Source organism: Pseudomonas sp. Leaf434 (assembly GCF_001425545.1).
Lineage (GTDB): Bacteria > Pseudomonadota > Gammaproteobacteria > Pseudomonadales > Pseudomonadaceae > Aquipseudomonas > Aquipseudomonas siliginis.
Map to the genome: position 1 here is coordinate 2,131,571 of NZ_LMQZ01000001.1, position 25,080 is coordinate 2,156,650.

The 25,080-nt window shown below is 58.5% G+C and carries 22 protein-coding genes and 1 pseudogene; 11 read left to right on the forward strand and 12 right to left on the reverse strand.

Annotated elements, in window-relative coordinates; all coding sequences use genetic code 11:
- Positions 1-153: 153 nt before the first annotated feature.
- Positions 154-1,182: an Ldh family oxidoreductase gene (locus tag ASG55_RS09525; RefSeq protein ID WP_056785867.1), complete on the forward strand. Its 1,029-nt coding sequence runs from the start codon at positions 154-156 to the stop codon at positions 1,180-1,182.
- Positions 1,183-1,384: 202 nt separating this feature from the next.
- Here the strand turns inward: ASG55_RS09525 and ASG55_RS09530 are convergent, their stop codons facing one another.
- On the reverse strand, positions 1,385-1,702 hold the full coding sequence (locus ASG55_RS09530; protein ID WP_016774661.1) for a DUF883 family protein: 318 nt from the start codon (positions 1,700-1,702) through the stop codon (positions 1,385-1,387).
- A gap of 154 nt (positions 1,703-1,856) precedes the next feature.
- On the opposite strand from ASG55_RS09530, the gene ASG55_RS09535 reads away from it, so the two are divergent.
- On the forward strand, positions 1,857-2,111 hold the full coding sequence (locus ASG55_RS09535) for a hypothetical protein (RefSeq protein ID WP_003224595.1): 255 nt from the start codon (positions 1,857-1,859) through the stop codon (positions 2,109-2,111).
- Between the two features lie 6 nt (positions 2,112-2,117).
- Here ASG55_RS09535 and ASG55_RS09540 read toward each other — a convergent pair whose 3' ends face one another.
- Positions 2,118-3,032, reverse strand: coding sequence for a LysR family transcriptional regulator (locus ASG55_RS09540; RefSeq protein ID WP_056785869.1), 915 nt, complete (start codon positions 3,030-3,032; stop codon positions 2,118-2,120).
- Between the two features lie 84 nt (positions 3,033-3,116).
- Here ASG55_RS09540 and ASG55_RS09545 point away from each other — a divergent pair, with 84 nt between their 5' ends.
- On the forward strand, positions 3,117-4,040 hold the full coding sequence (locus tag ASG55_RS09545; protein ID WP_056785872.1) for a carbon-nitrogen hydrolase family protein: 924 nt from the start codon (positions 3,117-3,119) through the stop codon (positions 4,038-4,040).
- Between the two features lie 136 nt (positions 4,041-4,176).
- Here ASG55_RS09545 and ASG55_RS09550 read toward each other — a convergent pair whose 3' ends face one another.
- Together ASG55_RS09550 and ASG55_RS09555 are read right to left on the reverse strand one after the other, a co-directional pair.
- Positions 4,177-4,650 carry an LEA type 2 family protein gene (locus ASG55_RS09550; protein ID WP_056785875.1) on the reverse strand — a complete coding sequence of 158 codons (474 nt, stop codon included), beginning with the start codon at positions 4,648-4,650 and terminating at the stop codon, positions 4,177-4,179.
- A 66-nt stretch (positions 4,651-4,716) separates the two neighbouring features.
- The gene (locus ASG55_RS09555; protein WP_056785878.1) at positions 4,717-6,183 is read right to left on the reverse strand and encodes a nucleobase:cation symporter-2 family protein; all 1,467 of its coding nucleotides are present in this window, start codon (positions 6,181-6,183) and stop codon (positions 4,717-4,719) included.
- A gap of 263 nt (positions 6,184-6,446) precedes the next feature.
- On the opposite strand from ASG55_RS09555, the gene zapE reads away from it, so the two are divergent.
- The 3 genes from zapE to ASG55_RS09570 all read left to right on the forward strand — a co-directional run bounded on the left by zapE (position 6,447) and on the right by ASG55_RS09570 (position 8,862).
- On the forward strand, positions 6,447-7,565 hold the full coding sequence (gene zapE, locus ASG55_RS09560; RefSeq protein ID WP_056785881.1) for a cell division protein ZapE: 1,119 nt from the start codon (positions 6,447-6,449) through the stop codon (positions 7,563-7,565).
- Positions 7,566-7,582: 17 nt separating this feature from the next.
- Positions 7,583-8,164, forward strand: coding sequence for a DinB family protein (locus ASG55_RS09565; protein ID WP_056785884.1), 582 nt, complete (start codon positions 7,583-7,585; stop codon positions 8,162-8,164).
- A gap of 200 nt (positions 8,165-8,364) precedes the next feature.
- Positions 8,365-8,862 (forward strand): GNAT family N-acetyltransferase, encoded by a 498-nt coding sequence (locus ASG55_RS09570; RefSeq protein WP_024012903.1) that lies wholly within the window; start codon positions 8,365-8,367, stop codon positions 8,860-8,862.
- A gap of 116 nt (positions 8,863-8,978) precedes the next feature.
- Here ASG55_RS09570 and ASG55_RS09575 read toward each other — a convergent pair whose 3' ends face one another.
- The 3 genes from ASG55_RS09575 to ASG55_RS09585 form a co-directional block, all read right to left on the reverse strand.
- A complete protein-coding gene (locus ASG55_RS09575; RefSeq protein WP_056785887.1) occupies positions 8,979-9,188 on the reverse strand; it encodes a hypothetical protein in 210 nt (69 codons plus the stop codon).
- Positions 9,189-9,365: 177 nt separating this feature from the next.
- Positions 9,366-11,108, reverse strand: a complete 1,743-nt coding sequence (locus tag ASG55_RS09580) for a phosphoethanolamine transferase CptA (RefSeq protein WP_056785889.1) — start codon at positions 11,106-11,108, stop codon at positions 9,366-9,368.
- Positions 11,109-11,319: 211 nt separating this feature from the next.
- Positions 11,320-11,502 carry a DUF6026 family protein gene (locus tag ASG55_RS09585; RefSeq protein WP_016774671.1) on the reverse strand — a complete coding sequence of 61 codons (183 nt, stop codon included), beginning with the start codon at positions 11,500-11,502 and terminating at the stop codon, positions 11,320-11,322.
- A 275-nt stretch (positions 11,503-11,777) separates the two neighbouring features.
- On the opposite strand from ASG55_RS09585, the gene gnd reads away from it, so the two are divergent.
- The 3 genes from gnd to ASG55_RS09600 are packed head-to-tail and all read left to right on the forward strand — an operon-like array spanning position 11,778 to position 15,096.
- Positions 11,778-12,758, forward strand: coding sequence for a phosphogluconate dehydrogenase (NAD(+)-dependent, decarboxylating) (gnd, locus tag ASG55_RS09590; RefSeq protein ID WP_056785893.1), 981 nt, complete (start codon positions 11,778-11,780; stop codon positions 12,756-12,758).
- Positions 12,755-14,278 carry a glucose-6-phosphate dehydrogenase gene (gene zwf, locus ASG55_RS09595; RefSeq protein ID WP_056785896.1) on the forward strand — a complete coding sequence of 508 codons (1,524 nt, stop codon included), beginning with the start codon at positions 12,755-12,757 and terminating at the stop codon, positions 14,276-14,278. Before gnd ends, zwf begins: the two co-directional genes overlap by 4 nt.
- Positions 14,275-15,096, forward strand: a complete 822-nt coding sequence (locus tag ASG55_RS09600; protein ID WP_056785899.1) for a Cof-type HAD-IIB family hydrolase — start codon at positions 14,275-14,277, stop codon at positions 15,094-15,096. Before zwf ends, ASG55_RS09600 begins: the two co-directional genes overlap by 4 nt.
- A gap of 160 nt (positions 15,097-15,256) precedes the next feature.
- Here ASG55_RS09600 and nhaB read toward each other — a convergent pair whose 3' ends face one another.
- From nhaB to ASG55_RS09615, 3 genes are all read right to left on the reverse strand, one after another.
- Entirely contained in the window at positions 15,257-16,759 is a 1,503-nt protein-coding gene (nhaB, locus tag ASG55_RS09605; RefSeq protein WP_056785902.1) for a sodium/proton antiporter NhaB, read from the reverse strand.
- 88 nt (positions 16,760-16,847) lie between these two features.
- Positions 16,848-18,137: a hypothetical protein gene (locus tag ASG55_RS09610; RefSeq protein ID WP_056785904.1), complete on the reverse strand. Its 1,290-nt coding sequence runs from the start codon at positions 18,135-18,137 to the stop codon at positions 16,848-16,850.
- A gap of 263 nt (positions 18,138-18,400) precedes the next feature.
- Positions 18,401-18,667 carry a hypothetical protein gene (locus ASG55_RS09615; protein ID WP_016774677.1) on the reverse strand — a complete coding sequence of 89 codons (267 nt, stop codon included), beginning with the start codon at positions 18,665-18,667 and terminating at the stop codon, positions 18,401-18,403.
- 522 nt (positions 18,668-19,189) lie between these two features.
- On the opposite strand from ASG55_RS09615, the gene ASG55_RS09620 reads away from it, so the two are divergent.
- Positions 19,190-20,515 (forward strand): sigma-54 dependent transcriptional regulator, encoded by a 1,326-nt coding sequence (locus ASG55_RS09620; protein ID WP_056785907.1) that lies wholly within the window; start codon positions 19,190-19,192, stop codon positions 20,513-20,515.
- 71 nt (positions 20,516-20,586) lie between these two features.
- On the opposite strand, the gene ASG55_RS09625 is transcribed toward ASG55_RS09620, so the two are convergent.
- A complete protein-coding gene (locus tag ASG55_RS09625; protein WP_056785910.1) occupies positions 20,587-21,969 on the reverse strand; it encodes a hypothetical protein in 1,383 nt (460 codons plus the stop codon).
- A 381-nt stretch (positions 21,970-22,350) separates the two neighbouring features.
- On the opposite strand from ASG55_RS09625, the pseudogene ASG55_RS26280 reads away from it, so the two are divergent.
- Positions 22,351-22,736, forward strand: a pseudogene (locus ASG55_RS26280) (helix-turn-helix domain-containing protein); the annotation flags it as partial.
- A gap of 38 nt (positions 22,737-22,774) precedes the next feature.
- Here ASG55_RS26280 and ASG55_RS09630 read toward each other — a convergent pair.
- Positions 22,775-24,991, reverse strand: coding sequence for a hypothetical protein (locus ASG55_RS09630; RefSeq protein ID WP_056785914.1), 2,217 nt, complete (start codon positions 24,989-24,991; stop codon positions 22,775-22,777).
- Positions 24,992-25,080 lie beyond the last annotated feature (89 nt).

The window sequence follows — 25,080 nt, forward strand, 5'->3', positions numbered from 1 at the left end:
ACCGCACGTGCCGAGATCAAAATGTGCATCAGGGCGCGCCAACCGATGGCAATGAATCGAAGGGTTGACAGCTGGCAGCTCGGACAGGGTTAATCGGTGGGCAAAATCGACCGTACGCTGTTGTTCCCTCCAATAATCATTCTGGAGCTTCAGATGTCTGCGCCACACGATCATGGCTCGTCCACAGTGTCCCTCGAAGCACTGACGCAACTGCTTGAAACGATTTTTCTGCGCCACGGCACCTCCAGCGAAGTCGCACGGGTACTCGCCGTCAACTGCGCCAACGCCGAACGCGACGGCGCTCACAGTCATGGCGTGTTTCGCATCCCCGGTTATGTCTCGACGCTGAAAAGCGGCTGGGTCAATGGCCATGCCGTGCCACAGGTTGAAGATGTCGCGCCGGGGTTTGTCCGGGTTGACGCTGGCAACGGTTTTGCCCAGCCAGCGTTGGCAGCGGCCCGACCACTGCTGATCGAGAAGGCGCGTCATGCCGGCATCGCAGTCCTGGCAATTCGCAACTCGCATCATTTCGCCGCTTTGTGGCCGGATGTCGAGCCCTTCGCCGACGAAGGTCTGGTGGCGCTGAGCGTGGTCAACAGCATGACCTGCGTGGTGCCCCATGGCGCTGATCGGCCATTGTTCGGTACCAATCCGATTGCGTTCGCCGCGCCAAGGGCCAACGCCGCGCCGATTGTGTTCGATCTTGCCACCAGCGCCATCGCTCATGGCGATGTGCAAATTGCAGCCCGCAAGGGTGAAAAACTCCCGGCCGGCATGGGTGTCGACAGCCTCGGCCAGCCGACCCAGGACCCCAAGGCGGTTCTCGAAGGCGGCGCCTTGTTGCCGTTTGGCGGCCATAAAGGCTCGGCGCTGTCGATGATGGTCGAGTTGCTGGCGGCGGCATTGACCGGCGGCAATTTCTCATTCGAGTTTGACTGGTCCAACCATCCCGGCGCGAAAACGCCATGGACCGGCCAGCTGTTGATCGTCATCGACCCGAGCAAAGCGGCGGGGCAGAGCTTTGCCCAGCGCAGTGAGGAGCTGGTGCGGCAGATGCACGGGGTCGGGCTCAAGCGGCTGCCGGGGGATCGCCGGCATTTGCAGCGCAGTCGGTCGATGGCGCAAGGGATTGCGCTGGATGAGCAAACGTTGGGGCAGTTGCGGGAGTTGGCGGGGGAGTGAGTCTTTTGTTGTTCTGACGATTGCAGTGACAAGGTCAAAAGCCCCTCACCCTAGCCCTCTCCCGGGGGAGAGGGGACTGACCGCGTGGTTTGAGCGAGGTACGCCGACTTGGGATACCGAGTTGAATTCAGTAATCGAAAAGCAAAGCGGTGGGCATAAAAAAAGCGAACCGGAAGGCTCGCTTTTTTTATAGCGCTGGAACTCAGCGACGGCCGAGCAGCAGGCCCACCACCAGGCCGAAACCGGCGGAGATCGCCACGGTTTGCCAAGGGTGACCACCGATGTAGTTTTCGGTGGCTTCGACGGCGGGTTTGGTGCGATCGCGCACGCTGGACACCGAATCCAGTGCCAGCTGCAGTTTCTGGGCGATTTGTGCACGCAGTGTTTCTGCTTCTTCGCCGACCAGTGAAGCGCTGCTCTTGAGCAGTTTGTCCGATTCTTCGATCAGAGCCTGAAGCTCGCTGAAAGCTTGATCCTTGATTTGCTCTTCGGCAGCTTGCGAGGCGGTTTTACGGGCCATTGGGTGACTCCTTGCAGGTGAATGGACAGTGACCAATGGAGTGTAGCGGCAGGCGAAAAGTTGCATGTCATTCGTGGAGAAGGGAAAAACCTGCACCGGAGATTTCCATCGAGCGTGTAAGATGTCGCCATTTTACGCAGCAGGATAAATCCCCATGAGTTTCAATCTGGCCGACAAATCCCTCGCAGAGCGCGCAGCGCTGGAAGATGAGAAATCCCGTCTGTTCGAACTCTGGCAGAACAATCTGGGCAAAGCCAAAGGCGAAGCCGCGCGCTTGTTTGGGGAGCGCTCCAAGCGCAAGGGCAAATGGGCCGAGTGGGTCCGCGCCGAACTGGACGGCATGTCGCCGCCGGAGTTCGCCAACATGGTGCGCAGTGAAGTCAATCGCCTGATGGCGGCGAACAAATAATCCGCTTCACGCCTGGCTGAACGTGGTGGCAATCGCCTCGCGAACCTTGACCAGCACCGGATCGATCTGCGTGCTGGTGCGCCAGCCCAGTTCCACCGGATAGCGTGGTAACGCCAGAGGGCAGGGCAGCAACGCCAGCCCGCTCAGCGCCGCGATGCTTGCGGCGGCATGGGCCGGGATGGTCGCCACCGCCTGACTGCCCTTGAGCAGGAAGGGCAGCGCGGCGAAATGCGTGGTCGACGCGCAGACTCGCCGGTTCAAGCCCACTGCCGCCAATCCCTCATCGGTGATACCGATAAAGCCGCCCGACGACACCAGAATGTGCTCGCGTTCAACGAACTCTTGCAACGCGATCTGCTGTTGGCCTGGCGCGAGACTGGCCGGGTCGACCAGACACGCATAGCCGCCTTCCCCCAACACCTGACGACTGAGCAGGCGCTCGGAAAAACCGCCGGCAGTGATCGCCAGATCTATGCTGCGTTCCATCAGCGCGCGGGCAACGATCTGGCTGTGGGTCTGGCGAAATATCAACCGCAGCTTCGGCGCACGGCGGGCGATTTCCTCGATCAAGTGGCGCCCGTAGGCAATTTCAAAATCATCTGACAGACCGATCGCCACCGAGCGTCCTTCGTATTGATTGGCCGCCGGATCGAGCATGGCCAGACTTTGCCGGCATTTGTTGAGCGCATCGCTGATCACCGGTTTCAGCTGATTGGCTTGCAGGGTCGGCGCCAGTCCGCGCCCGGTGCGCACGAACAACTGATCGCCATACACCTCACGCAAGCGGCGCAATGCCGCGCTGACTGCCGATTGCGTTAAGCCCAGGCGCAGGGCGGCGCGACTGGCACTGGATTCATCGTGCAGTGCTTCGAAGACTTTCAGCAGGTTGAGGTCAATGTCGGCGATATTCATTTGGCTCATATCATTCAGCAGTCGGCAGGGCTTTATTCATGATCGCGTGACGCCGGAGAATCGGCAACACCTGAACCTGATGGAGTAAATACGATGGCCAAATCCATAGTGGCGGCGTTGCAGATCGGTGCATTGCCCGGCGGCAAAGGCGAAACCCTTGAACAGATCCTTGCTTGGGAAGACGCAATCCGCGAATCCGGCGCCGCGTTGGTGGTGATGCCGGAAGCCTTGCTCGGTGGTTACCCGAAAGGCGAGGGCTTCGGCACCCAATTGGGCTATCGACTGCCCGAGGGGCGTGAGGCCTTTGCGCGTTATTTTGCCAACGCCATTGATGTACCGGGCGCGGAAACCGAAGCGCTGGCCGGATTGTCAGCGCGCACCGGGGCCAATCTGGTGATCGGCGTAATCGAGCGCGCTGGCAGCACGTTGTATTGCACGGTGCTGTATTTCGATCCGCAGGCCGGGCTGCTCGGCAAACACCGCAAGCTCATGCCCACCGGCACCGAGCGACTGATCTGGGGCAAGGGTGACGGCTCGACGCTGCCGGTGTTCGACACCCAGGTCGGCAAGCTTGGCGCCGTGGTCTGCTGGGAAAACATGATGCCGCTGCTGCGCACGGCGATGTATGCCAAGGGCGTTGAGGTCTGGTGCGCGCCGACCGTGGACGAGCGCGAGATGTGGCAGGTCAGCATGCGCCACATCGCCCACGAAGGCCGCTGTTTCGTGGTCAGCGCCTGTCAGGTGCAGGCCTCGCCGGATGATTTGGGTGTGGAGATTGCCAATTGGCCGGGTGATCGGCCGTTGATCGCCGGTGGCAGCGTGATCGTCGGTCCGATGGGCGATGTGCTGGCGGGGCCGTTGCGTGGCGAAGCGGGCTTGCTCACGGCGCAGATCGACACCGATGAACTGATCCGTGCGCGGTACGACTACGATGTGGTCGGCCACTACGCGCGGCCGGATGTCTTCGAGTTGACCGTTGATGAGCGTGCGAAGCCGGGGGTGCGGTTCAACACTTGACCTTGATACTTGTTTTGAACCTGTGGGAGCTGGCTTGCCAGCGATGGGGCCATGTCAGTCGACATCTTTTTGGCAGATGCACCGCTATCGCTGGCAAGCCAGCTCCCACAGGGATCGGTGCCCGATCAGAAAACTTTTACCAGGTCGCCGCGCTCGCCTTGGGCAGGCTCAACTTGCCGCTGTCGGTAAAGCGCATCGTGCCAAACAACCCGCCCGCCAGTTTGCCGCGCAGCACGTAGGGCAGATTATCGAGGCTTTGCGTCTGGCTCAGCCCCAATGTCTGGCGCAGCACCGAGAACGCCGAGACGCTGACCGGCACCGTGACAATGGCTTCAGAGAAACGCGGGATCGAGCCGCTCTGATCGCTCACACCCGAAGCCAGCGAATGACCATTGACCTCCAGATCCAGCGCGATGCCGTTGTAATCGATCGCCGTTTCATTGGGGTTCTGTACGCGCAGCTTGATCGCGAAGCGTACTTCCAGTTCCTGGCTGGGTAACGGTTCGAGGCCGACCACGTTGATGTTCACCGGATCGCGGTTGGGAAACAGCGCGCAGGCGCTGAGCGACAACAGCACAAGCGACAGGATGACGGCGTGGACGCGGCGCATAAAAATCTCTCGACAAAAAAAGGGCTGAACCGTCGCCGGTGCAGCCCTTTTTTTCGAGGCGTGACGTCAGCGGTTCAAGTGTGCGACAGCCGCCGCTTGGCCGGGTTCACCTTTGGCGGCGACGTCGGGGTTTTCCATGACCTGCAGAATCGAAGCTTCCGGGTCGAAATCATCTTCTTCCAGCTCGATGAATTCTTCCGGCAGGAAGATGTTCAGCACGATAGCGCACAACGCACCGACAGTGATTGGCGATTCGAAGATGTTGCGCAGCGCTTGCGGCAGTTCGCGCAGGACTTCCGGCACCGCCGCGATGCCCAGGCCCATGCCCAGCGAGATCGCCACGATCAGCATGTTGCGTCGATGCAGGCCGGCTTCGGCGAGGATCTTGATTCCGGCCACGGCGACGGTGCCGAACATCACCAGCTCAGCGCCGCCCAGCACCGGTTTCGGCATCAGTTGCAGCACCGCGCCGATCATCGGGAACAAACCGAGCAACACCAGCAGCCCGGCGATGAAAAACGCCACGTAGCGGCTGGCCACGCCGGTCAACTGGATCACGCCGTTGTTCTGCGCGAAGGTCACCATCGGCATGCTGTTGAACACTGCCGCCATGGCCGAGTTGAGACCATCGGCGAGCAGGCCGGATTTGATCCGGCGGATGTACAGCGGGCCTTTCACCGGTTGCCGCGAGATCATCGAGTTGGCGGTCAGGTCACCGGCCGCTTCCAGCGGCGACACGAGGAAAATCACCGCCACCGGCACGAACGCCACCCAATCGAAGTTGAAACCGTACTTGAACGGCACCGGCACGCTGACCAGCGGCACTTCGGGCATCGAAGCGAAATCCACCGTGCCCATCAGCCATGCCACCACGTAGCCGAGCGTCAGGCCGATGACGATCGCGCCCAGCCGCAGAAACGGCACGTCGACTCGGTTCAGCACAACGATGGTGCCGATCACCAGCGCCGCCAGAAACACATGGCTGGCCGCGCCGAGATCAGGCGCCCCGAAGCCGCCGGCGATGTCGGTCATCGCCACTTTGATCAGCGACAGGCCCATCAGCGTGATGATCGTGCCGGTCACCACCGGCGTGATCAGCATGCGCAGTTTGCCGATGAACTGGCTGAGCACCACTTCAATGAACGCAGCGAAGAAGCACACGCCGAAGATCGTCGAGAGGATTTCGTCAGTGCCACCGCCGCGCGCCTTGACCATGAATCCGGCGCTGAGAATCACGCTGATAAAGGAAAAACTGGTGCCTTGCAGACACAGCAGACCCGACCCCACCGGGCCGAAGCGCTTGGCCTGGACAAAGGTGCCAAGGCCGGAGACGAACAGCGCCATGCTGATCAGGTAGGGGATTTCACTGTGCAGACCGAGGGCGCCGCCCATGATCAGGGTCGGGGTAATGATGCCGACGAAACTCGCCAGCACGTGCTGCAACGCGGCGAACACCGTGGCGGTCAGGTGCGGACGGTCGTTGAGACCGTAGATCAGGTCGTTGTTGCGCGGGGTTTTGTCAGAGGCGGTCATGGTGATGTGCGCGCCGCAAGGCGGGGCCGGGTCAGAAAATGGGTGCGCAGAATGCCGGAAGAGGGCGGCGAGGGCAACGAGCAATAACTGCCTGAAAGGTCAGGTTTTACTGCCTATGTGGGAGCGAGCCTGCTCGCGAAAGCGGTGGCTCAGTCTGCATCTCGGTGACTGACGAGCCGCCTTCGCGAGCAGGCTCGCTCCCACAATGATCGTCCACGCCCGTTAATCAGCAATGGCCAATCGCCCGTGGCATACTCCCGCGCATGACTTTCGACTCTCCCCTCAGTGCCTGGCAATACGCGGTCGACCACAAGGGTTTCATCCAGGATGAAGCTCAGGAACACGCAGTCTGGGCCTTGCAGAAATGCCATGAAGCCTTGCACGCCGGTGCCCCTTCGATCAGCGGCGTGTACCTGTGGGGGCCGGTCGGGCGCGGCAAGACCTGGCTGATGGATCAGTTCTATCAGAGCCTGCGGGTGCCGGCGCGGCGTCAGCACTTTCATCACTTCATGGGCTGGGTACATCAGCGTTCATTTCAACTCAGTGGCATCGCCGATCCGTTGCGCGCCTTGGCCAAAGAGCTGGCCGGCGAAGTGCGCGTGCTGTGCTTCGATGAACTGTTCGTCAATGACATCGGCGACGCGATCATTCTCGGCCGGCTGTTTCAGGTGATGTTCGAGGAAGGCGTAGTGGTGGTCTGCACGTCCAACCTGCCGCCTGATGATCTGTACGCGGACGGCTTCAATCGCGACCGTTTCACGCCGGCGATTGCGGCGATCAAGGCACACATGACAGTGGTGGCGGTGAATGGCGCCGAGGATCATCGCTTGCATCCCGGAGCGATCGAGCAGCGCTATTTTGTCAATGAAGCCGATTCACCGAGCGCACTGGGTGCCATTTTCAAGTCGCTGGCTGTAGATGAGACTGTCAGCGATGAGCCAGTCGCCGTGGGCCATCGCACGCTCAACGTCGTGCAAGCCAGCGAATCGGTGCTGTGGTGCCGCTACAGCGATCTGTGCGAACAACCTTTCGCCGCCATGGACTTCATTGCCCTGTGTGATCGCTACCGGGCTATTCTGTTGAGCGAAGTGCCGAACCTCAGCGCACAAAAACGCGAAGGGCGCATTGCGCGGGGCACCGAAGATGGCGCTGAACGCGTGGTCGCCGGTGACCGGGAATTGCCGCAGTTATCGGTGCATGACGACGGCGTTCGCCGCTTTATCGCGCTGGTCGACGAATGCTACGACCGCAAGGTGCCGCTGTACGTCGAGGCAAGCGTACCGATGGACGCGCTATACACCGAGGGCTACCTGGAATTCCCGTTCCGCCGCACCCTCAGCCGTTTGCAGGAGATGCAATTGCAGCGCTTCGCTGAAGCCTGAAAGAAGAGGGCGCCGACATGAGTCAACCGCTGTCCCATCATTTGCTGACCATGGCCTATCAGAATGCCTGGGCCAATCACCGCCTGGCAAAGGCCTGGAGCCAGCTCGACACCACTGAACTGGCGGCGCCACGGGTGAGCTTCTTCCCCAGCATCCGCCTCACGCTCAACCACATCCTCACTTGCGACTGGTTCTACGTCGACGCGCTGGAGCGGGAATTGCGCGGTGACGAGCCGCACCCGGATTGCTATGTTTTCTTCAATGCAGACGAGCCGTTTACCGAGGCTGCGGCGCTGCGTGCAGAGCAGGCCCGCGTCGATCGCCGCCTGATCGCCTATTGCGAGCAACTGCGCGATGCCGACCTGTCGAGAATCGTCACCATCGCCCGTGACATGCCGCAACATGACAGCCGCCTGCGCATGCTCTCGCACCTGTTCGAGCACCAGCTCCATCATCGTGGCCAGGTGCACGCCATGCTCAGCGGCACGGCGGTCAAGCCACCGCAACTGGATGAATTTTTCTGTGTCGGCGAAAGCGCATTGCGCGCCGAAGACTTCGCCGAACTGGGCTGGACCGAAGAGCTCATCTGGGGCCACTGACCACGAAAGATCGCAGCCTCGTTGCACTCGTCAACTCCTACACATATCGGACCGTAGGAGCTGACGAGTGCAACGAGGCTGCGATCTTTTGATCTTCAGCTTTTCAAGTTGCCCTCTCCGGCGCACCCAAGCTAAGGTCCCCCCCAGGCCTTTCAGCTAGCACCTTGCGCGCCGGGGCTTTTTGCTTATCGGGGATGGAAATGGATTCCGCAGAAATACTCGTACTTCAGGCCAGCTACAGCAACCCGGTGCACGCCGAAGCCATCGGCATCGTGCTCAACCACTACGCCGAAGATCCCATGGGCGGCGGTCATCCGATCGCGCCCGAACTGCTGCAACGCCTGCCCGAAGAGCTCGCCCGCCGCCCGCATGCCTTCAGCGTGCTGGCCTTCGTCGGCGGCGAACCGGCCGGGCTGGTCAACTGCTTTGAAGGCTTCTCGACTTTCGCCTGTAAACCGCTGGTCAACGTTCACGACGTCGCCGTGGTCGGCAAATTTCGCGGCCTGGGGCTCAGTCAGAAAATGCTGCAGAAGGTAGAAGAGATCGCCCGTCAGCGCGGCTGCTGCAAAATCACCCTGGAAGTGCTGGAAGGCAATGCGGTGGCGCAGGGTTCATATCGCAAATTCGGCTTTGCACCGGGGATGTTCAATCCAGATCACGGGCGGATGCTGTTCTGGATAAAGGATTTGCAGGCCTGAAGGCTCCTCACCGCCAATCACCAACATAAAAAAAGGCGCCCCGATCAGGGCGCCTGAACTGTCATCTCCCGGGCCAGAGCGGAGCCACGGAAGGTCCATCGGTTGCTCGGTAAAGCTCAGTCGCGATAGGACTCGGTCACCTGCGCCGTCTGGTCAGCAGGGACGCGAATTTCTTTCGCACTGGCGTCGGCCTTCTGCTCGCTTTGCGCGTGCTGGACCGGGAAATTGTCGAAGTAATAACGCATGCGTTCGGCACCGCCTTCAGCGAAGGCGCTGGTGGAGCCGAGGGCGAGCAGGGTGGTGAGAATGAAGGTAGTGGTTTTCATGGTGCCTCCTACTGAACAAGTGGGAGTCGGTTCGTCCGTGAAGCAGACCGCGAAAGAGAGTCTGCGTCGCGGCCATTAACAATCGGTTAACGCTGGTTCAGCGCAAATATTGCGGCGTATTACAGAAACACCGCGGCCGATGGGCACAAAAAAGGGCCTTCTCGGCCCTTTGTCGTTTTACTTCTGCGCGACTTCCGCCGGATCAGGGTGTTTGGGCTTCATCAAACTGAAGTCAATCAACGCTCGCCTCGGCGCCTGGTACGGGTCGCCAATCAACAGCTTGCGCGGTACAAAGCTGTCGCTGACCAGGCTTTTGCTGCGATCCAGTTCATCGGAACTCAACCCGGCCAGATCCGCCCAGGTGTGAATGAGTTGCGAGCTGCTGTACGGGCGGCTGAGGTCGCCGGCGAAGTTCCAGTCGTGGTTTTCCTTCCACTTCGGCGAGGCCCAGGCCATGAACGGGATGGTGTACATCGGCGCGGTCGGTTTGTTTTCGTTGCGCCCCAGCGTGCCGTGGCCGGCGGAGTCGAAGACATCTTCACCGTGGTCGGAGAGGTACAGCAGGAAGCCATTCGGGTCGGTCTTGGCATAGTCCTTGATCAGGCTCGAGACCACGAAGTCGTTGTACAGCACGGCGTTGTCATAGCTGTTGTAGGTCGGTACCTGATCGTCACGCACGCCAGCCGGAACGCCCTGGCGATCCTTGAACTTGTCGAACGTCGGCGGATATCGGTACTGGTAGCTCATGTGCGTGCCGAGCAGATGCACGACGATCAGCTTGCGCGGCGCCGCATCGGCCAGCGCCTTGTTGAACGGCTCGATGACGTCGCCATCGTACTGCGCCGAGTTCTGGTTGCGGTTGTTGTTCAGGTACACCTGCTCGTCGGCCTGTTCGGAGAAGGTCGTGAGCATGGTGTTGCGCTTGGTCATGGTCTGCTGGTTGGTGATCCAGAACGTCTTGTAACCGGCCTGTTTCATCACGCTGACCAGCGATGGCGTCGACAGGTACAGGTCGGGGTTCTGCTCGTCGGCGAAGGTCAGCACTTGCTGCAGCGCTTCGATGGTGTACGGGCGCGGGGTGATGACGTTGTCGAAGATCGCCAGTTGATCCTTGAGTTTGTCCAGTTCCGGCGTGGTGCTGCGCGGATAACCGTAGAGGCTCATGCGCTGGCGGTTGGTCGATTCACCGATGACCAGCACCAGCGTCGCCGGTTGCCCGGCCGAGGCGTCCTTGAGGTTTTTCAGCGGCGGGATCTTGCTCGCGCTGTCGAGCATGCCTTGCATGTCCCCCAGCGTTTCCAGATAGCGGTGATAGGCCACGGCCATCTGCCACGGCACGGCGGGCTCGATGCGGGTTTCGAATTTCTCGAAGCCTTCGGCGAAATTGCCCATGCGCATGGTTTGTTTGATCAGCGGGTAGCCGGCGACGGCGATCACGATTGCGGTGGCTGCAACCAGTGCGCGACCACGGGGCATGTACACCGGGCGCAGGCGCGTCCACAGAAAGTAGGCGAACGCGGTATGGGCGAGGAACGCCGGGATCATCCACCAGGCGAAATACTGCGTCATGTACTCGCCCGCTTCCGACACGTTCGACTCGAACATGATGAAGATGACGCTCTGCGAGAATTCCTGCTGATAAATGAAGAAGTAACCCAGGCTGGCCATCGAGCAAGCCCACAGCACCACACCGATGATCGCCGCAAGCACGCGGGTCTGTTTAGGAAACAGCAACATTGGCGCCAGCCACAGCGCGCTCATCACGAATGCCTGACGAAATCCCGTGAAACCAGACGTGCCGGTCAGCTGGATCAGCAGTTGAGTGATGCCCGAGAAGTACCAGAAGAAGACGAACAACCAGATGAATCCGGCCCAGTCGAAACCGGTCGCAGTCGTTTTGCTGCGTTTGAACAATGCCATTCAGCGCTCCAGCTCAATCATCAGACCCACGCCGGAAACGCTTCCATGACACCGACGAACAGAGGCCGTACACGCAGGCACGGCCAGAATGGGGCGAAGTATCCCCAAGGGCTTGTGAAAGATTTGTTAAGCGCCGCTGTTGGTGTGTATCAAGCGGTCAGAGGTGCAACGTGTCGGGAACGACGAGGGCCGTTCCCGAAGCAGGCGGGGATCAGGCGTGGGGTGCGCGCTGCACAACCGGACGCGGTTGCGGCTGCGAGCCCTGGGTCAATGCGCGCAATTGCGCCAATTCGTGCTTCAACTGGTCGCGCTCGTCTTTCAACTGGCGCAATTCATCGCGACGGATCGTAACGTAGAGGGTTTGTGGCGGCATTGCTGTATGTACTGTGCCCATTGCTCACCTCGCAAATGGCGTGCATCAACTGTAAGTCACTCCTCGTTTTGAGGCGCTTGACTTACTATCGGCGCCAATTTTGATTTCTTTTGCCCTGGAAGGGAACTTTTTTATTTTTCATGGTCGGTGTGTCTTCGGCAGGATTCGGGGCGTTATCACTCTGGATCGGGCACAATGCCCGGAAACTTCATCGCAACGCTCTGGACTAACCTCCATCAGTCGCGTTGGGCTATAACCAATGACACACATTTATTTGTAGTAAGGAGCATCAGCACATGCAACTCGGGATTATTGGACTGGGCCGCATGGGCGGCAATATTGCGCGACGTCTGATGCTCAACGGGCACACCACCGTTGTTTACGACCGCAATACCGCTTTCATCGATAACCTGGTCGCCGAGGGCTCCACCGGCGTCGCCGACTTGCCAGCACTGGTTGCCGGCCTCGACAAGCCGCGCGCGGTCTGGGTCATGCTGCCGGCGGGCGCACCGACCGAAGACACCATCAACACCCTGAGCGAACTGCTCGAACCCGGCGATACCATCATCGACGGCGGCAACACCAACTATAAGGACGACATTCGCCGGGCCAAAATGCTGAACGACAAGGGCCTGCACTACATCGACGTCGGCACCTCCGGCGGCGTCTGGGGCCTGGAACGCGGTTATTGCATGATGATCGGTGGCGATGCCGAAACCGTGCAGCGTCTCGATCCGCTGTTCGCCGCACTGGCGCCGGGCATGGGCGACATTCCGCGCACCAAGGACCGCAAGTCCGATGACCACCGCGCCGAGCATGGCTATATCCACGCCGGTCCCGCCGGCGCCGGGCACTTCGTGAAGATGATTCACAACGGCATCGAGTACGGCATGATGGCCGCGTTCGCCGAGGGCTTCGATATTCTCAAGACCAAATCCAGCGAACGTTTGCCGGAAGATCAGCGATTTGATCTGAACGTGGCCGATATCGCTGAAGTCTGGCGTCGTGGCAGCGTGGTTTCGTCGTGGTTGCTCGACCTGACTGCCGATGCGCTGGCCAGCGATCCGAAGCTCGACGGCTTCTCCGGCTCCGTGGCTGACAGCGGCGAAGGCCAATGGACCATCGAAGCGGCCATGGAGCAAGCGGTGCCGGTACCGGTGCTGTCCAACTCGCTGTTCTCCCGTTACCGCTCGCGCGGGCAGGGCACCTTTGGTGACAAGATCCTGTCGGCACAACGCTTCGGCTTCGGCGGCCACGTGGAGACCGCGAAAAAATGACCCGTACGATCCGCAGAAAATCCAAGGCAGAACCCGCACCACCGACCACGCTATTCCTGTTCGGTGCCCACGGCGACCTGGTCAAGCGCCTGCTCATGCCGGCGCTGTACAACCTCAGTCGCGACGGTCTGCTCGACGAAAACCTGCGGATCGTCGGCGTTGATCACAACGCCATTACCGATGAAGCCTTTGCGCAGAAGCTCGAAGACTTCATCCGTACCGAAGTGGCGGCGAAGGTCGGCAAGGGCGATCAGATGCTTGATCCGGTCTTGTGGGCCAAGCTCGCCAAAGGCATCAGCTACGTCCAGGGCGATTTCCTCGACGACAGCACTTATTCAGCCCTGGCGGCGAAAATCGCCGACAGCGGCACCGGCAATGCGGTGTTCTACCTGGCCACCGCGCCACGTTTTTTCAGTGAAGTGGTGCGCCGCCTCGGCAGCGCCGGTTTGCTGGAAGAAACCCCCGAAGCGTTCAAAAGAGTGGTGATCGAGAAGCCGTTCGGCTCCGATCTGCACACCGCCGAAGCCTTGAACGCGTGCCTGCTCAAGGTCATGAGCGAAAAGCAGATCTACCGGATCGACCATTACCTGGGCAAGGAAACCGTGCAGAACATTCTGGTCAGCCGGTTCTCCAACAGCCTGTTCGAAGCGTTCTGGAACAATCATTACATCGACCACGTGCAGATCACCGCGGCGGAAACCGTCGGTGTGGAAACCCGTGGCAGCTTTTACGAACACACCGGCGCACTGCGCGACATGGTGCCCAATCACCTGTTCCAATTGTTGGCCATGGTCGCGATGGAACCGCCGGCTGCTTTCGGCGCTGACGCGGTGCGCGGCGAGAAGGCCAAAGTGGTCGGGGCGATTCGTCCCTGGTCGACGGAAGAAGCCCGGGCCAACTCGGTGCGCGGCCAGTACAGTGCCGGCGAGCGCGATGGCCAGCCATTAAAGGGTTATCGCGAAGAAGCCAACGTGTCGCCCGACAGCACCACGGAAACCTATGTGGCGCTGAAGGTGATGATCGATAACTGGCGCTGGGTCGGCGTGCCGTTCTATCTGCGCACCGGCAAGCGCATGAGCGTGCGCGACACCGAGATCGTCATCTGCTTCAAACCAGCGCCGTACGCACAGTTCCGCGACACCGAAGTCGACGAGTTGCAGCCGACTTATCTGCGCATCCAGATCCAGCCAAACGAAGGCATGTGGTTCGACTTGCTGGCCAAGCGGCCCGGGCCGGCGCTGAATATGGCGAACATCGAGTTGGGCTTTGCCTACAAGGACTTCTTCGAGATGCAGCCTTCCACCGGCTACGAAACCTTGATCTACGACTGCCTGACCGGTGATCAGACGCTGTTCCAGCGTGCCGACAACATCGAGAACGGTTGGCGAGCCGTGCAGCCTTTCCTTGATGCCTGGCAGCAGGATGCGAGCGTCGAGACGTATGCGGCCGGCGAAGATGGCCCGCAAGCAGCCGAAGATCTCCTGACTCGCGATGGTCGCGTCTGGCATGGCCTGGGATGAGTGATTTGCCGAAACAACCCATACGTTTTCTGCTCAGCGACATGGACGGCACGCTGTTGCTTCCGGATCACACGCTGAACCAACGCACCATCGAAGCCGTGCGCTCGCTGCGCGATGCCGGCGTGCTGTTCAGCCTCGCCAGCGGCCGTCCGCCGAAAGCCATGTTGCAGCAGATCGAGGCGCTAGGCGTTGATCTGCCGACAGCGGCGTTCAATGGCGGCACCATCGTCAAAGCGGACGGCACGCTGCTGGCCGCGCATTATTTGCCGGCGACCACAGCGCTGATCGCACTGGCACTGTTTGCCGATCAACCGGAGGTGGAAATCTGGGTGTTCAGCGGTGGCGACTGGCTGCTCAAGGACCCGCACGGGCCGATGGTCCCACGTGAACAGAGTGGCCTCGGCTATCCGCCGGTGGTGGTCGAGAGTTTTGAACCGTATCTGGAGCGCATCGACAAGATCGTCGCTACCAGCAACAACACTGAGTTGCTGATTGAGCTGGAGGCGCAGTTGTTGCCCAAGGTCAACGGCATGGCGCAAGTGTCGCGCTCGCAGCCGGTGTATCTCGACGTTACGGCGCTTGAGGCCAACAAAGGCACGGCATTGACGACCATCGCCGAATACCTCGGTGTGGCGCTGGAGCAAACCGCTGTCATCGGCGACGGCGGCAACGACCCGGCGATGTTCAAATGCGCTGGCTTGTCGATTGCCATGGGCCAGGCGGAAGAGGCGGTGAAGCACCAGGCTGATGTCGTTACAGCGCCAAACACTGAAGACGGCGTGGTCCTGGCGATCGAGAAATACATCCTCACGCACTGACCCAACACCAAAACCAATGTGGGAGCGAGCCTGCTCGCGAAGGCGGTGTGTCATTCAACAGATTCGTTGCCTGACACGACCTCTTCGCGAGCAGGCTCGCTCCCACAGGTTTTCGCGGCGCGTGCAAACCCCGGTAACCCACAGGTTTATTCAGTGTTGCTTAGAGCCAATAGCTCACCGCATACCAGCCCAGCAGTCCCATCACCACGGTATACGGCACCGCCATCCACACCATGCGCCCGTATGACAATCGCACCAGCGGTGCAATCGCCGAGGTCAGCAGGAACAGAAACGCTGCCTGACCATTAGGGGTCGCCACGCTCGGCAGGTTGGTGCCGGTGTTGATCGCAATCGCCAATGTCTCGAAGTGCTCGCGAGTCATGTGCCCGGCCAGAAAAGCCTGTTTCACCTCAGTGATGTAAATGGTCGCGACAAACACGTTGTCGCTGATCGCCGAGAGCAAGCCGTTGGCGATGAACAACATGCCCGGCTGTTGATCCATCGGCAGCGCCAAGACCCACTCGATCAGTGGGACGAACAGATGCTGATCGTGAATGACCGCCACCACGGCAAAAAACACCACCAGCAGTGCAGTAAACGGCATGGCGTCCTTGAACGCGCTGCCCAGACGATGCTCGTCGGTGATCCCGGTAAACGCGGTGATCAACACGATTACCATCAACCCTATCAGGCCAACTTCAGCCAGGTGAAACGCCAGGCAACCAATCAGAATCAGTGCCGCCGCACCTTGCACCAGCAGCGCCGCCGTCTGACGAGGCGTGCGTTTGGCGTTGTCCTCGGCGGCGTAGTTGGCCAACACGGCGCGGACGTTGTCTGGCAGCAGCGTGCCGTATCCGAACCAGCGCAGCTTCTCCAGCAGCACGCAAGTGACCAGACCCGCCGCCAGTACCGGCAGCGACACCGGGGCAACTTTCTGGAAAAACTCGCCGAAATGCCAGCCCATCTCATGGCCGATCAACAGGTTCTGTGGCTCACCCACCAAGGTGCAAACCCCGCCTAGCGCTGTTCCCACTGCGCCATGCATCAACAGGCTGCGCAGGAATGCGCGGAATTGATTCAAGTCCTCATGGTGTCGCGACGGTAAATGCTGATCGTCAGCGAATTCGCTGTCCTTGCGTGGATCATTGCCCGACGCGACGCGGTGATACACCGAGTAAAAGCCCACAGCCGCACTGATGATCACCGCCGTCACGGTCAGCGCATCCAGAAACGCAGAGAGGAACGCTGACAAGAAGCAGAACATCAGCGCCAGAATCGCTTTCGAGCGCACGCCCAACAGGAGCCGCGAGAAGAGAAACAGCAGCAGATCTTTCATGAAGTAGATGCCGGCAACCATGAACATCAGCAGCAGGATCACCGGAAAGTTGTGCAGCAACTCATCGTAAAGCGCTTGCGGCGTGGTCATCTTCAACAGCAACGCTTCAATCAACAGCAGGCCGCCAGGCATCAACGGATAACACTTGAGGGCCATGGCCAGGGTGAAGATGAATTCGATCACCAGCAACCAGCCTGCGGCGACCGGCCCGACGGTGAACAGCACCACGGCGTTGAGAATGAGAAAACCGACGATGGTCGCCTTGTACCAGCGTGGCGATTGCCCGAGGAAGTTGTGCGCGAACGCCTGGGCGATTGAACCGGACATCGGCTGCTCCTTTTATTTAGAAGCGCGAAAGTTGCCGGATGTTTCGAGGAAGATCAAGTCGCCGATAACCTCGATCCTGTTGAATGCTCTATGGATTCAGATAACGCGCAACCATTGCCCGGTAGTTGCCATCCAGCGAATAGCCACCTACCACAATCGCCCCGTCAGTATGTACGGTCAGTGAATTGGCGGTATCGAGACTTCGCCCCAGTCGCGTGCGCAACCAGCCATGGCCCTCACCGAACGCTGGATCAAGGCTGCCATCGAGTTGATAGCGCGCCACCATGAAGTCAGCTTCGACTCCGCCGATGGTCGCGCCCACGGCGACGATGCGGCCGTCGCTCATTTGCTGGGCGGCGTTCCATTGGCATCCGCTGGGGCCGATGTCCAACACCTGTGGCTGGCCATGATGACAGTGCAGGTCCGGTCGACCGTTGGCGTGCAGGACAAACGTCAAACAGCGGATTGGATCGCGGCTGCTGCCGAAGCAATAAAGCCTGTCATCGCACTCAATGATCTGGCTGACCTGAGCGCTGTTGCCGTGAGCCTTGAAGGCCATGAAGCCATCGACGGCGAAGCGCTCATCCAGGCTGCCATCGGGCCGATACACCGCCAGCAGGCCATGCTGAGGAAAGTCGATGGAACCTGCGACGACGATGCGCCCATCCTCCTTCAACAACAGCGTGCTCAGCCAGGTATTGAGCAGCAGGTGGCGGACCACGACGAATCCGCGTCCGTTGAATGATTCGTCGAGAAATCCATCGGGCTGCAGGCGGATCAATATGCCGGCGTGGTCGGCAAGGCTGAAATGATGATTGGCGATCAGCAGAATACGGCCGTCTTCCTGCACCACAAAGTCACAGGCTTCGACGCCCGGCACGCCCGGCGGCAACCAGTTGTCGCGGGTGCCCATGGACAGCTCGCCGGGCAGTCGCACCACCTGGAAACCGTCATCGCCGAAGAATCGGTCTGGCTGGCCGTTGGCATCGAACAGGGCGAGGGCGGGCAGGGTGCGTTGGGTGTCTTCATAATGCAGGCCGGCCAGCAGAATCTTGCCGTCGGCTAACACCTGAACCTTGCCGGCCTTGGCTTCGAAACCCTCGACGAAACTGCCGATCACGCTGCCCTGAAAGCCGAACGACAAATCCGCCGACCCATCGGCCAGCAGCCGCGCGAGGCCAAAACGACTCCCTTTGGATGTACCGACCTTGGCGGCGACCAGAATCCGACCCTGTGCATCGAGCGTGACATGTTGGGTCTGGCTGGACAAACTGCCGGCAAAGTACACCTGCGCAACACCGCCAATGGCGAATGTCGGGTCGAGCGAACCGGGGGCGGTCCATGCAGTAGGCAGCGCGTAAGGGCTCAGGGTGGACATGCACGCGTCTCCTTGTGCCTGAGCCGATACCCAGTGGTTGGGAGGCTGACTGCACGAGCGAAACATTCAATCCCTGAACCGCGAGAAGTACAACTGGACGAATAAACAGACGACGGTCGCACTGTGCCAGAACAGTGTCTTGTTGAACCAGTCGCAAGCGAGCCAAGTACTTTGGATGAAACTGCGCTGCAAGTACGTTGCTTATTTGACTACGCATACAACAAGGGCGGATGACTTTAACGTCATCCGCCCTAGTTCGGTTATCAATGTGGCATCGACCACGATTGCAACTTGTGGCCGTCTTCGCTCAGCTCGGCGCGGGCCTGCTGCAGCAGTTGTTCGAGTTGCGCCGGGTCAGAGTAGGCGCTGCTCGGGATCTGTTTGCGACCGATGTGGGAGTTGGTGCGGTCGACGACGGTCAGGCTCAGTTCGCCATTGCCGTCTTGTGGCGCCCAGGCCACGCATTGAAAAGGCTTGAACGCGTGGTTGGCAATCAAAAGAGCTTCGTTGATACGCAGCGGGGCAGTCATGGGGTCTTCTCTCTATTGGCGCCCAATCAAATGATGTGCCGTCGGTTGGGCTTACCGTGCGGCGGGTTACTTGTACTGATGCACGCAACCGGGGGGCGGGTCACAAGTGAAACAAAGAAATTTCAGATTCTTTACATAACGTAAGTTCGTTTCGTTAATCCTGCACATGTCCGAACACCGCGCTGAATTCACCCCTCACCCCAGCCACTCCCCGAGGAGAGGGAGCCGAGTTGTGGGCCTTTCAAACTCGAGTTCGGCTCGGTCTTTCAGATCGGCTGACCTCGCGTAAACACCTCGGTCAGTTCCCTCTCCCTCGGGAGAGGGCTAGGGTGAGGGGCCGCTCTTTGATTCACGGCAAATAGTCGATAGCTAACTAACAACCAACTTTCTTATAACTCTTTTAATGCCCAGCCTATAAGCAATCGGTACAAGCCCCCGTCAAAATCTTGCTAGTGTTACAACCGGGTCTGCCAAATGACTGTTTTTACGATCATTTATCAAATTTGGCGCCAAGGAACAGTCATGAGCGAAGCGCCTGCATCGAGACGTTTACTGGTGGTCGATCCCTGCGACGACTGTTATCGCCTGTTGCCCGGATTGCGCGCTGTGGGTTGGGATGTCGACAGTTGTAATCTGGAAAACGCCGCATCCCGGGCCTGCGATGTCGGCCTGCTGCGTTTGCAGCCCTACCACCTGGAACGACCCGAAGCCGTCAAAGAGCTGATCAGCCGCAGCGGCACCGAGTGGATCGCCGTGCTCAATCAGGAAGTCCTGCGCTTGCAGAACGTCGGTGACTTCGTCTGTGAATGGTTTTTCGATTTCCACACCTTGCCCTTCGACGTTTCCCGCGTACAGGTCACCCTCGGCCGCGCCTTCGGCATGGCACGCCTGCGCGGGCAGGGTACGATTCATGTCGATCAGCCGGAGCACGAACTGCTCGGCGACAGCAAACCGATCCGCGAACTGCGCAAACTCCTTAGCAAACTGGCCCCGACCGAATCGCCCGTGCTGATTCGCGGCGAAAGCGGCACCGGCAAGGAACTCGTCGCGCGCACCCTGCACCGCCAATCCCAGCGCCACAAAAAACCGTTCGTAGCGATCAACTGCGGGGCGATCCCAGAGCATTTGATTCAGTCCGAATTGTTTGGCCACGAAAAAGGCGCATTCACCGGCGCACACCAGCGCAAGGTCGGACGCATCGAAGCGGCCAATGGCGGCACGTTGTTCCTCGACGAAATCGGCGACCTGCCGCTGGAATTGCAAGCCAATCTCCTGCGCTTTCTGCAGGAAAAGCATATTGAACGGGTAGGGGGCAGTCAGCCGATACCGGTGGATGTACGCGTGTTGGCCGCAACCCACGTTGACCTGGAAGCAGCAATCGAGAAGAAGCGCTTTCGTGAAGACCTTTATTACCGGCTCAACGTCCTGCAAGTGGTGACCGCGCCGTTGCGTGAACGTCATGGCGATCTATCGATGCTGGCCAACCATTTCTCGCACTTCTACAGCCATGAAACCGGGCGCCGGCCAAGAAGCTTCAGCGAAGATGCGTTGATTGCCATGGGCAAGCACGACTGGCCGGGCAATGTGCGCGAGCTGGCTAACCGGGTCAGGCGTGGGTTGGTGTTGGCCGAGGGCCGCCAGATCGAGGCGCGGGATTTGGGGTTGATCAGCCAGCATTCCATCGCCACCCCGATGGGCACGCTGGAAGACTACAAGACCCGGGCGGAACGGCAGGCGTTGTGTGATGTGTTGAACCGGCACAGTGATAATTTGAGTGTGGCCGCGAAAGTTTTAGGGGTTTCGCGGCCTACTTTTTATCGGTTGTTGCATAAGCATCAGATTAGGTGAGTTAAAAAATTTGTTTATAAACTTGCATGCTGAGCACCCGATATTAATGCGCTTCCTTCATCCTTTGTGGTTTAGTTGTTAGAATTCTTTAATCTCAGATTTTTTATAAATGTCGGCTGTAATGCGCCGCCTGCAAAAAGAAATAACATTAATGATCTTGGTGTTCGAGATTGCGCAACGGCAAATCGCAATGTGCGGGATTGCCAAAAGGGCGATGCAGTCGCTGATTCGCCGTGTACCTTTACGTGGTTCTGGTAAAATTCTATGGATATCGGCGCTGTGGCTTTGTAGTCAAAACTAAACTCAAGCTGAATACCTGTATCGATCTCTTGAAAGCTTTTGACAATAGAGATTGCACTGTATGCGGATGGACCTGGTACTGACTCTAAAAAATACTCGTTTGCTACATATGATATTTTCGGATGAGAGAGATCTTCCCGGTTGGTTGCCCAATGATTCAAGTCATACTTCTCAAAGGTAGTTAAATCATCTAACCCTGAGTTCACCCGATTACTCCTCGCCCGCCCTCCAATTGCCGCACCTTCACCCCCACCGAGCCCCGACATTGATAAACTCGATTGCAGCAACTCGCCAATTACCAACGTCGTACTCAGCGCTGGCGGTTTCAACTGACTGACTTCGCCGATGACCGTAACCACAACGTCATTGGACGAGCGGGCAGGTACGCCGGCACGTAGCAGCTGAAAGGCGACTTTGGCGGAACCGTTGGAGATCGCTGCGATCATGGCGTTCGGCATCGGGAAATCGTATTGGCCGGGCACGCTGTCGATGGTTTTTTCCAGTGGGCCGACGATCAAGGGCTGCCCTCCAGACGTCGTGCCAGCCCAAGTCAGAACGACCTTGTCATCAGGCTGATAGTGGGGGGCTGTGAAACACACCCTCACAGCTGCGTCGTTGGAGCCCAAAACTTTCAGGTCGATAGAGGTAACGCTGTCGTTGTTGACCCTGATAACTGGTGCTGGCAGGCGACTGTTCAGATCCACTAAAACGTTGGGCGGTTCCGGGCTGAGCGTATAAGTCAAGCAGGAATTGTCTGCCTCGCTGGCGCCACCCGTATCACCTGGTTGAGTGAGTTGGGCCCATACATTCCGAAGCGGCTCGGAGCTGACCGGCTCCTGACCCGAGCGTTCCACGGTATAAACGATCTGTGCTCCGCCATTGGTGACCTGAGCCTTGGGGACCTTGAATTCCAGCCGTTTATTTACATTGCTTTCATCGATCAATATTGTCCCAACCTCGACGCCATCACAAAACATTTTGCAGCCGTCATTGAGCGCCATGCCTACCCACGGATCTACTATGACCCGCAAATCATGCTCGACGGTCTCTAGCGCAATGACGCCGTCGTAGCCGTCCTTTTTCAAATCGGTCTGTCCCAAAACAAACGGTGGGTTCAGGGCGAGAATGCGATTTTCATCCGGCGTCTGGCTCATTTCGATGCTCCGTTTTAGGTCTGATTGAAAGTGCTTGGCACTGGAGTCATGAAAGCGGATTAAGAGGTAGGGCGCACCTGTCAGGTCTGACAGGTGCGTGGCTGTTTCCGATGAATGGTAGCGAGTTATGCAAGCGCAAAAAGCCGACACATAAAAAGGTGGCAGCCTTCAGCGACTCCCACAGAAGTTAATCAAATACCAATGGAGCTGCAGTAGGCTGCTATCTTTTGCTTATAAAAGTAATATGGATTTTCAAAATTAACGATAAGTCCGGCGCTTCATCCATCGATACCAATCGATTAGTTCGGCACCATCGTCAGTTGGTCGGTGGCTGCGATGGTCATTCCCACGTTCACCTTCTCGTGGGCGTGCAGGTGATACGGGCGTCAGCCAAGTGGCTTCAGTCTGGATGCATTGATCGCGATGGGCAGGTACGATTGGCTGGGCAATGTACGGGAACTGCCTAGCTGGATAAGGCGTGGAATGGTGTTGGCGAAGGGCCGGTAGATCGAGGCGCGGGATTTGGGATTGATTAGTCAACACTCCTTCTCTAAGTCGATGGGCACGCTTGAAGATACAAGACTCGGGCGGAACGGCCGGCATTGCGTGACGTGTTGAATCGTCACAGTGATAATTTGAGTGCGGCCGCGAAACTGTTAGGGCTTTCGCGGCCTAAATTTTATCGGTGCTCCAAAAGCTACAGATTAGGTGGGCGAAATATTCTAGTCATAAGTTTGAATGGCGAGCATCTGAGATTAATGTGGTGAAATGCTTTAAATTTCCCTTGGCGCTTGAAGTTTGCTGATTATGATTTTCTTAATCTCAAGTTCCTTACAGATGTAGTTTGTTGTGAGCTGCCAGCATAAAAACTTAACGATAATGTTTTTGGTGTTTGGTACTCCGCGACTCTGAAGCGCAATGTTCGAGTTTGCCAGGAAGGCGATGCGGCTACTGTCTCGCCAATTATTTTGACGTTGTTCTGATAAAATTCTATATGTATCGGAGCTGTGACTTTATAGTCAAAACTGAACTCCAGTGAAATGTCTGCCTCAATTTCTTGAAAGCTTTTGGCAATAAAAATAGCGCTGTACGGGGATGTCGAGTCTGCTACTGATTGTAAAACATATTCATTTTCAATAAATGAAATTTTTGGAGGAGAGTCTTTTACTATTTTGATTGCCCAATGATTCCAGTCATAGTCCTCAAACGTAGTCAAATCATCCAACCCAGCCTTGACCCCATAACTCCTCACCCGACACGCCACGGCCTCACCCTCAACCGCCCCCGCATGCAATCCCACCTTAAATACAACAGCCAACTTCGAATCAGCCTTACACCCGCGCAACCACTCCACCTCAGCCAAATAATCAAGCCCCCCTCCCTGATCATGCGCCGCCCCGACAAACTGCTCCTTGACGCGCTCTCCACCACTCGTGAACGTCTCCACATACCTTAACCAGATCGGTAATCCCGCCCGCTGAAACGGCCAGGCACTACACAAAACCTTCGTATCATCCTTGAGCATTCCAACATCCAGCACCTCACCATCAAAACCCTCAAGTTTCGGCATCGGCATGCTCGATTGCAGCAACTCGCCAATCACCAACGTCACGCTCTGCACAGGCGTCGGCTGGCCATTGACGATCAAGTTGTATTTCAATTCCACACTGCGCTGCAGATTTGCCCCGGTGATAGAAGAATCGATATCGAATTGCACTTTCGACTGTCCCGCCACCGGCTTGTGCTGGGGAGGCACTGAGCCGGCGCCGGGTCTGCCGGCGATTTCCAGTTGCACTTCGTGATTGGCGCCAAACGTCGAAGTGTCAAACACCACGGTAAATCCGCTTTGATGCAGATTCGGGTTCAGCCTGTAATCGGGCGCCTGCACAACCGTCGGCGGTTTCAACTGACTGGCTTCGCCGGTGACCGCGATCACAATGTCATTGGAGGGGCGCGCAGGTGCGCCGGTGCGCAGCAGCTGAAAGCCGACCTTGGCCGAACCGTTGACGATCGCTGTGATCTTGTCGTTCGGGATCGGGAAGTCGTGATGGCCGGGCACGCTGTCGACAGTTTTTTCCAGCGGGCCGACGGTCACGGGCTGTCCTCCAGACGTCGTACCGGCCCAGGTCAGGACGACCTTGTCACCAGCCTGGTAGTCGGCGCCTGTGAAGTAAACCCGGGCGGCGGCGTCGCTCGTGCCCAGTACCTTCAGGTCGATGGTGGTGACGTTCTGGCCGTTGACCCAGATCGTCGGCGCCGGCAAGCGATTGTTCAGATCCACCGAGACGTAAGTGATTTTCGCCCACCGCGCCTTCGGATCCGGCAGATTACCCACCCGGTCGACGACCTGATAGCTCACTTCGATATTGTTGCCGTTGCCTTGCGCCCTGATGACGTCCTCGGTGAAGGTGGCGAAGATCGGATGGTTGACCGGATCGTCGATCTGCTCTCTGGTGACCGGGTAGTACGTCACCACCTGATCACCCCAACGGCACCGAATGGTGTCGAAGATGGCAATGTTCTCATAGGGTACGATGTTCATGCGGATTCCCCGCCGGGCCAAATCCTCATTCACGCCATTGGACGGATCCGGACTAAGCGTATAGATCAGGCCGGAGTTGCCTTCTTCGCTGTCGCTATCGGTGCCACCTGGTTGTGTGAGTTGGACCCACACACGCCGTACCGGCTCGGAGCTAACCGGGTCCTGACCCAAGCGCTGTACGGTGTAAACGATCAGTGCTTCGCCATTGGTGACTTGACCCTTGGGGACTTTGAATTCGAGCCGCTTATTCAAGTTGCTTTCATCGACCGGAATTGTCCCAACTTCGACGCCATCAAAATACATTTTACAGTTGTCATACATCGCCATCCCTACCCACGGATCTACGATGATCAGCAAATCATTTTCGACGGTCTCGAGCGAAATGCCACCGTCGTAGCCCCCATCCTTCAAAACGGCCTGTTTCAAAACAAAGGGTGGATTCAGAGCGAGAATGCGGTTTTCATCCGGCGTCTGGTTCATGTCGATGCTCCGTTACGGCCTGTTGCAAGGTGCGAGGCGCTGGAGTCATGTAAGCGGATTCAGCGGTAGGGCGCACCTGTCAGATCTGA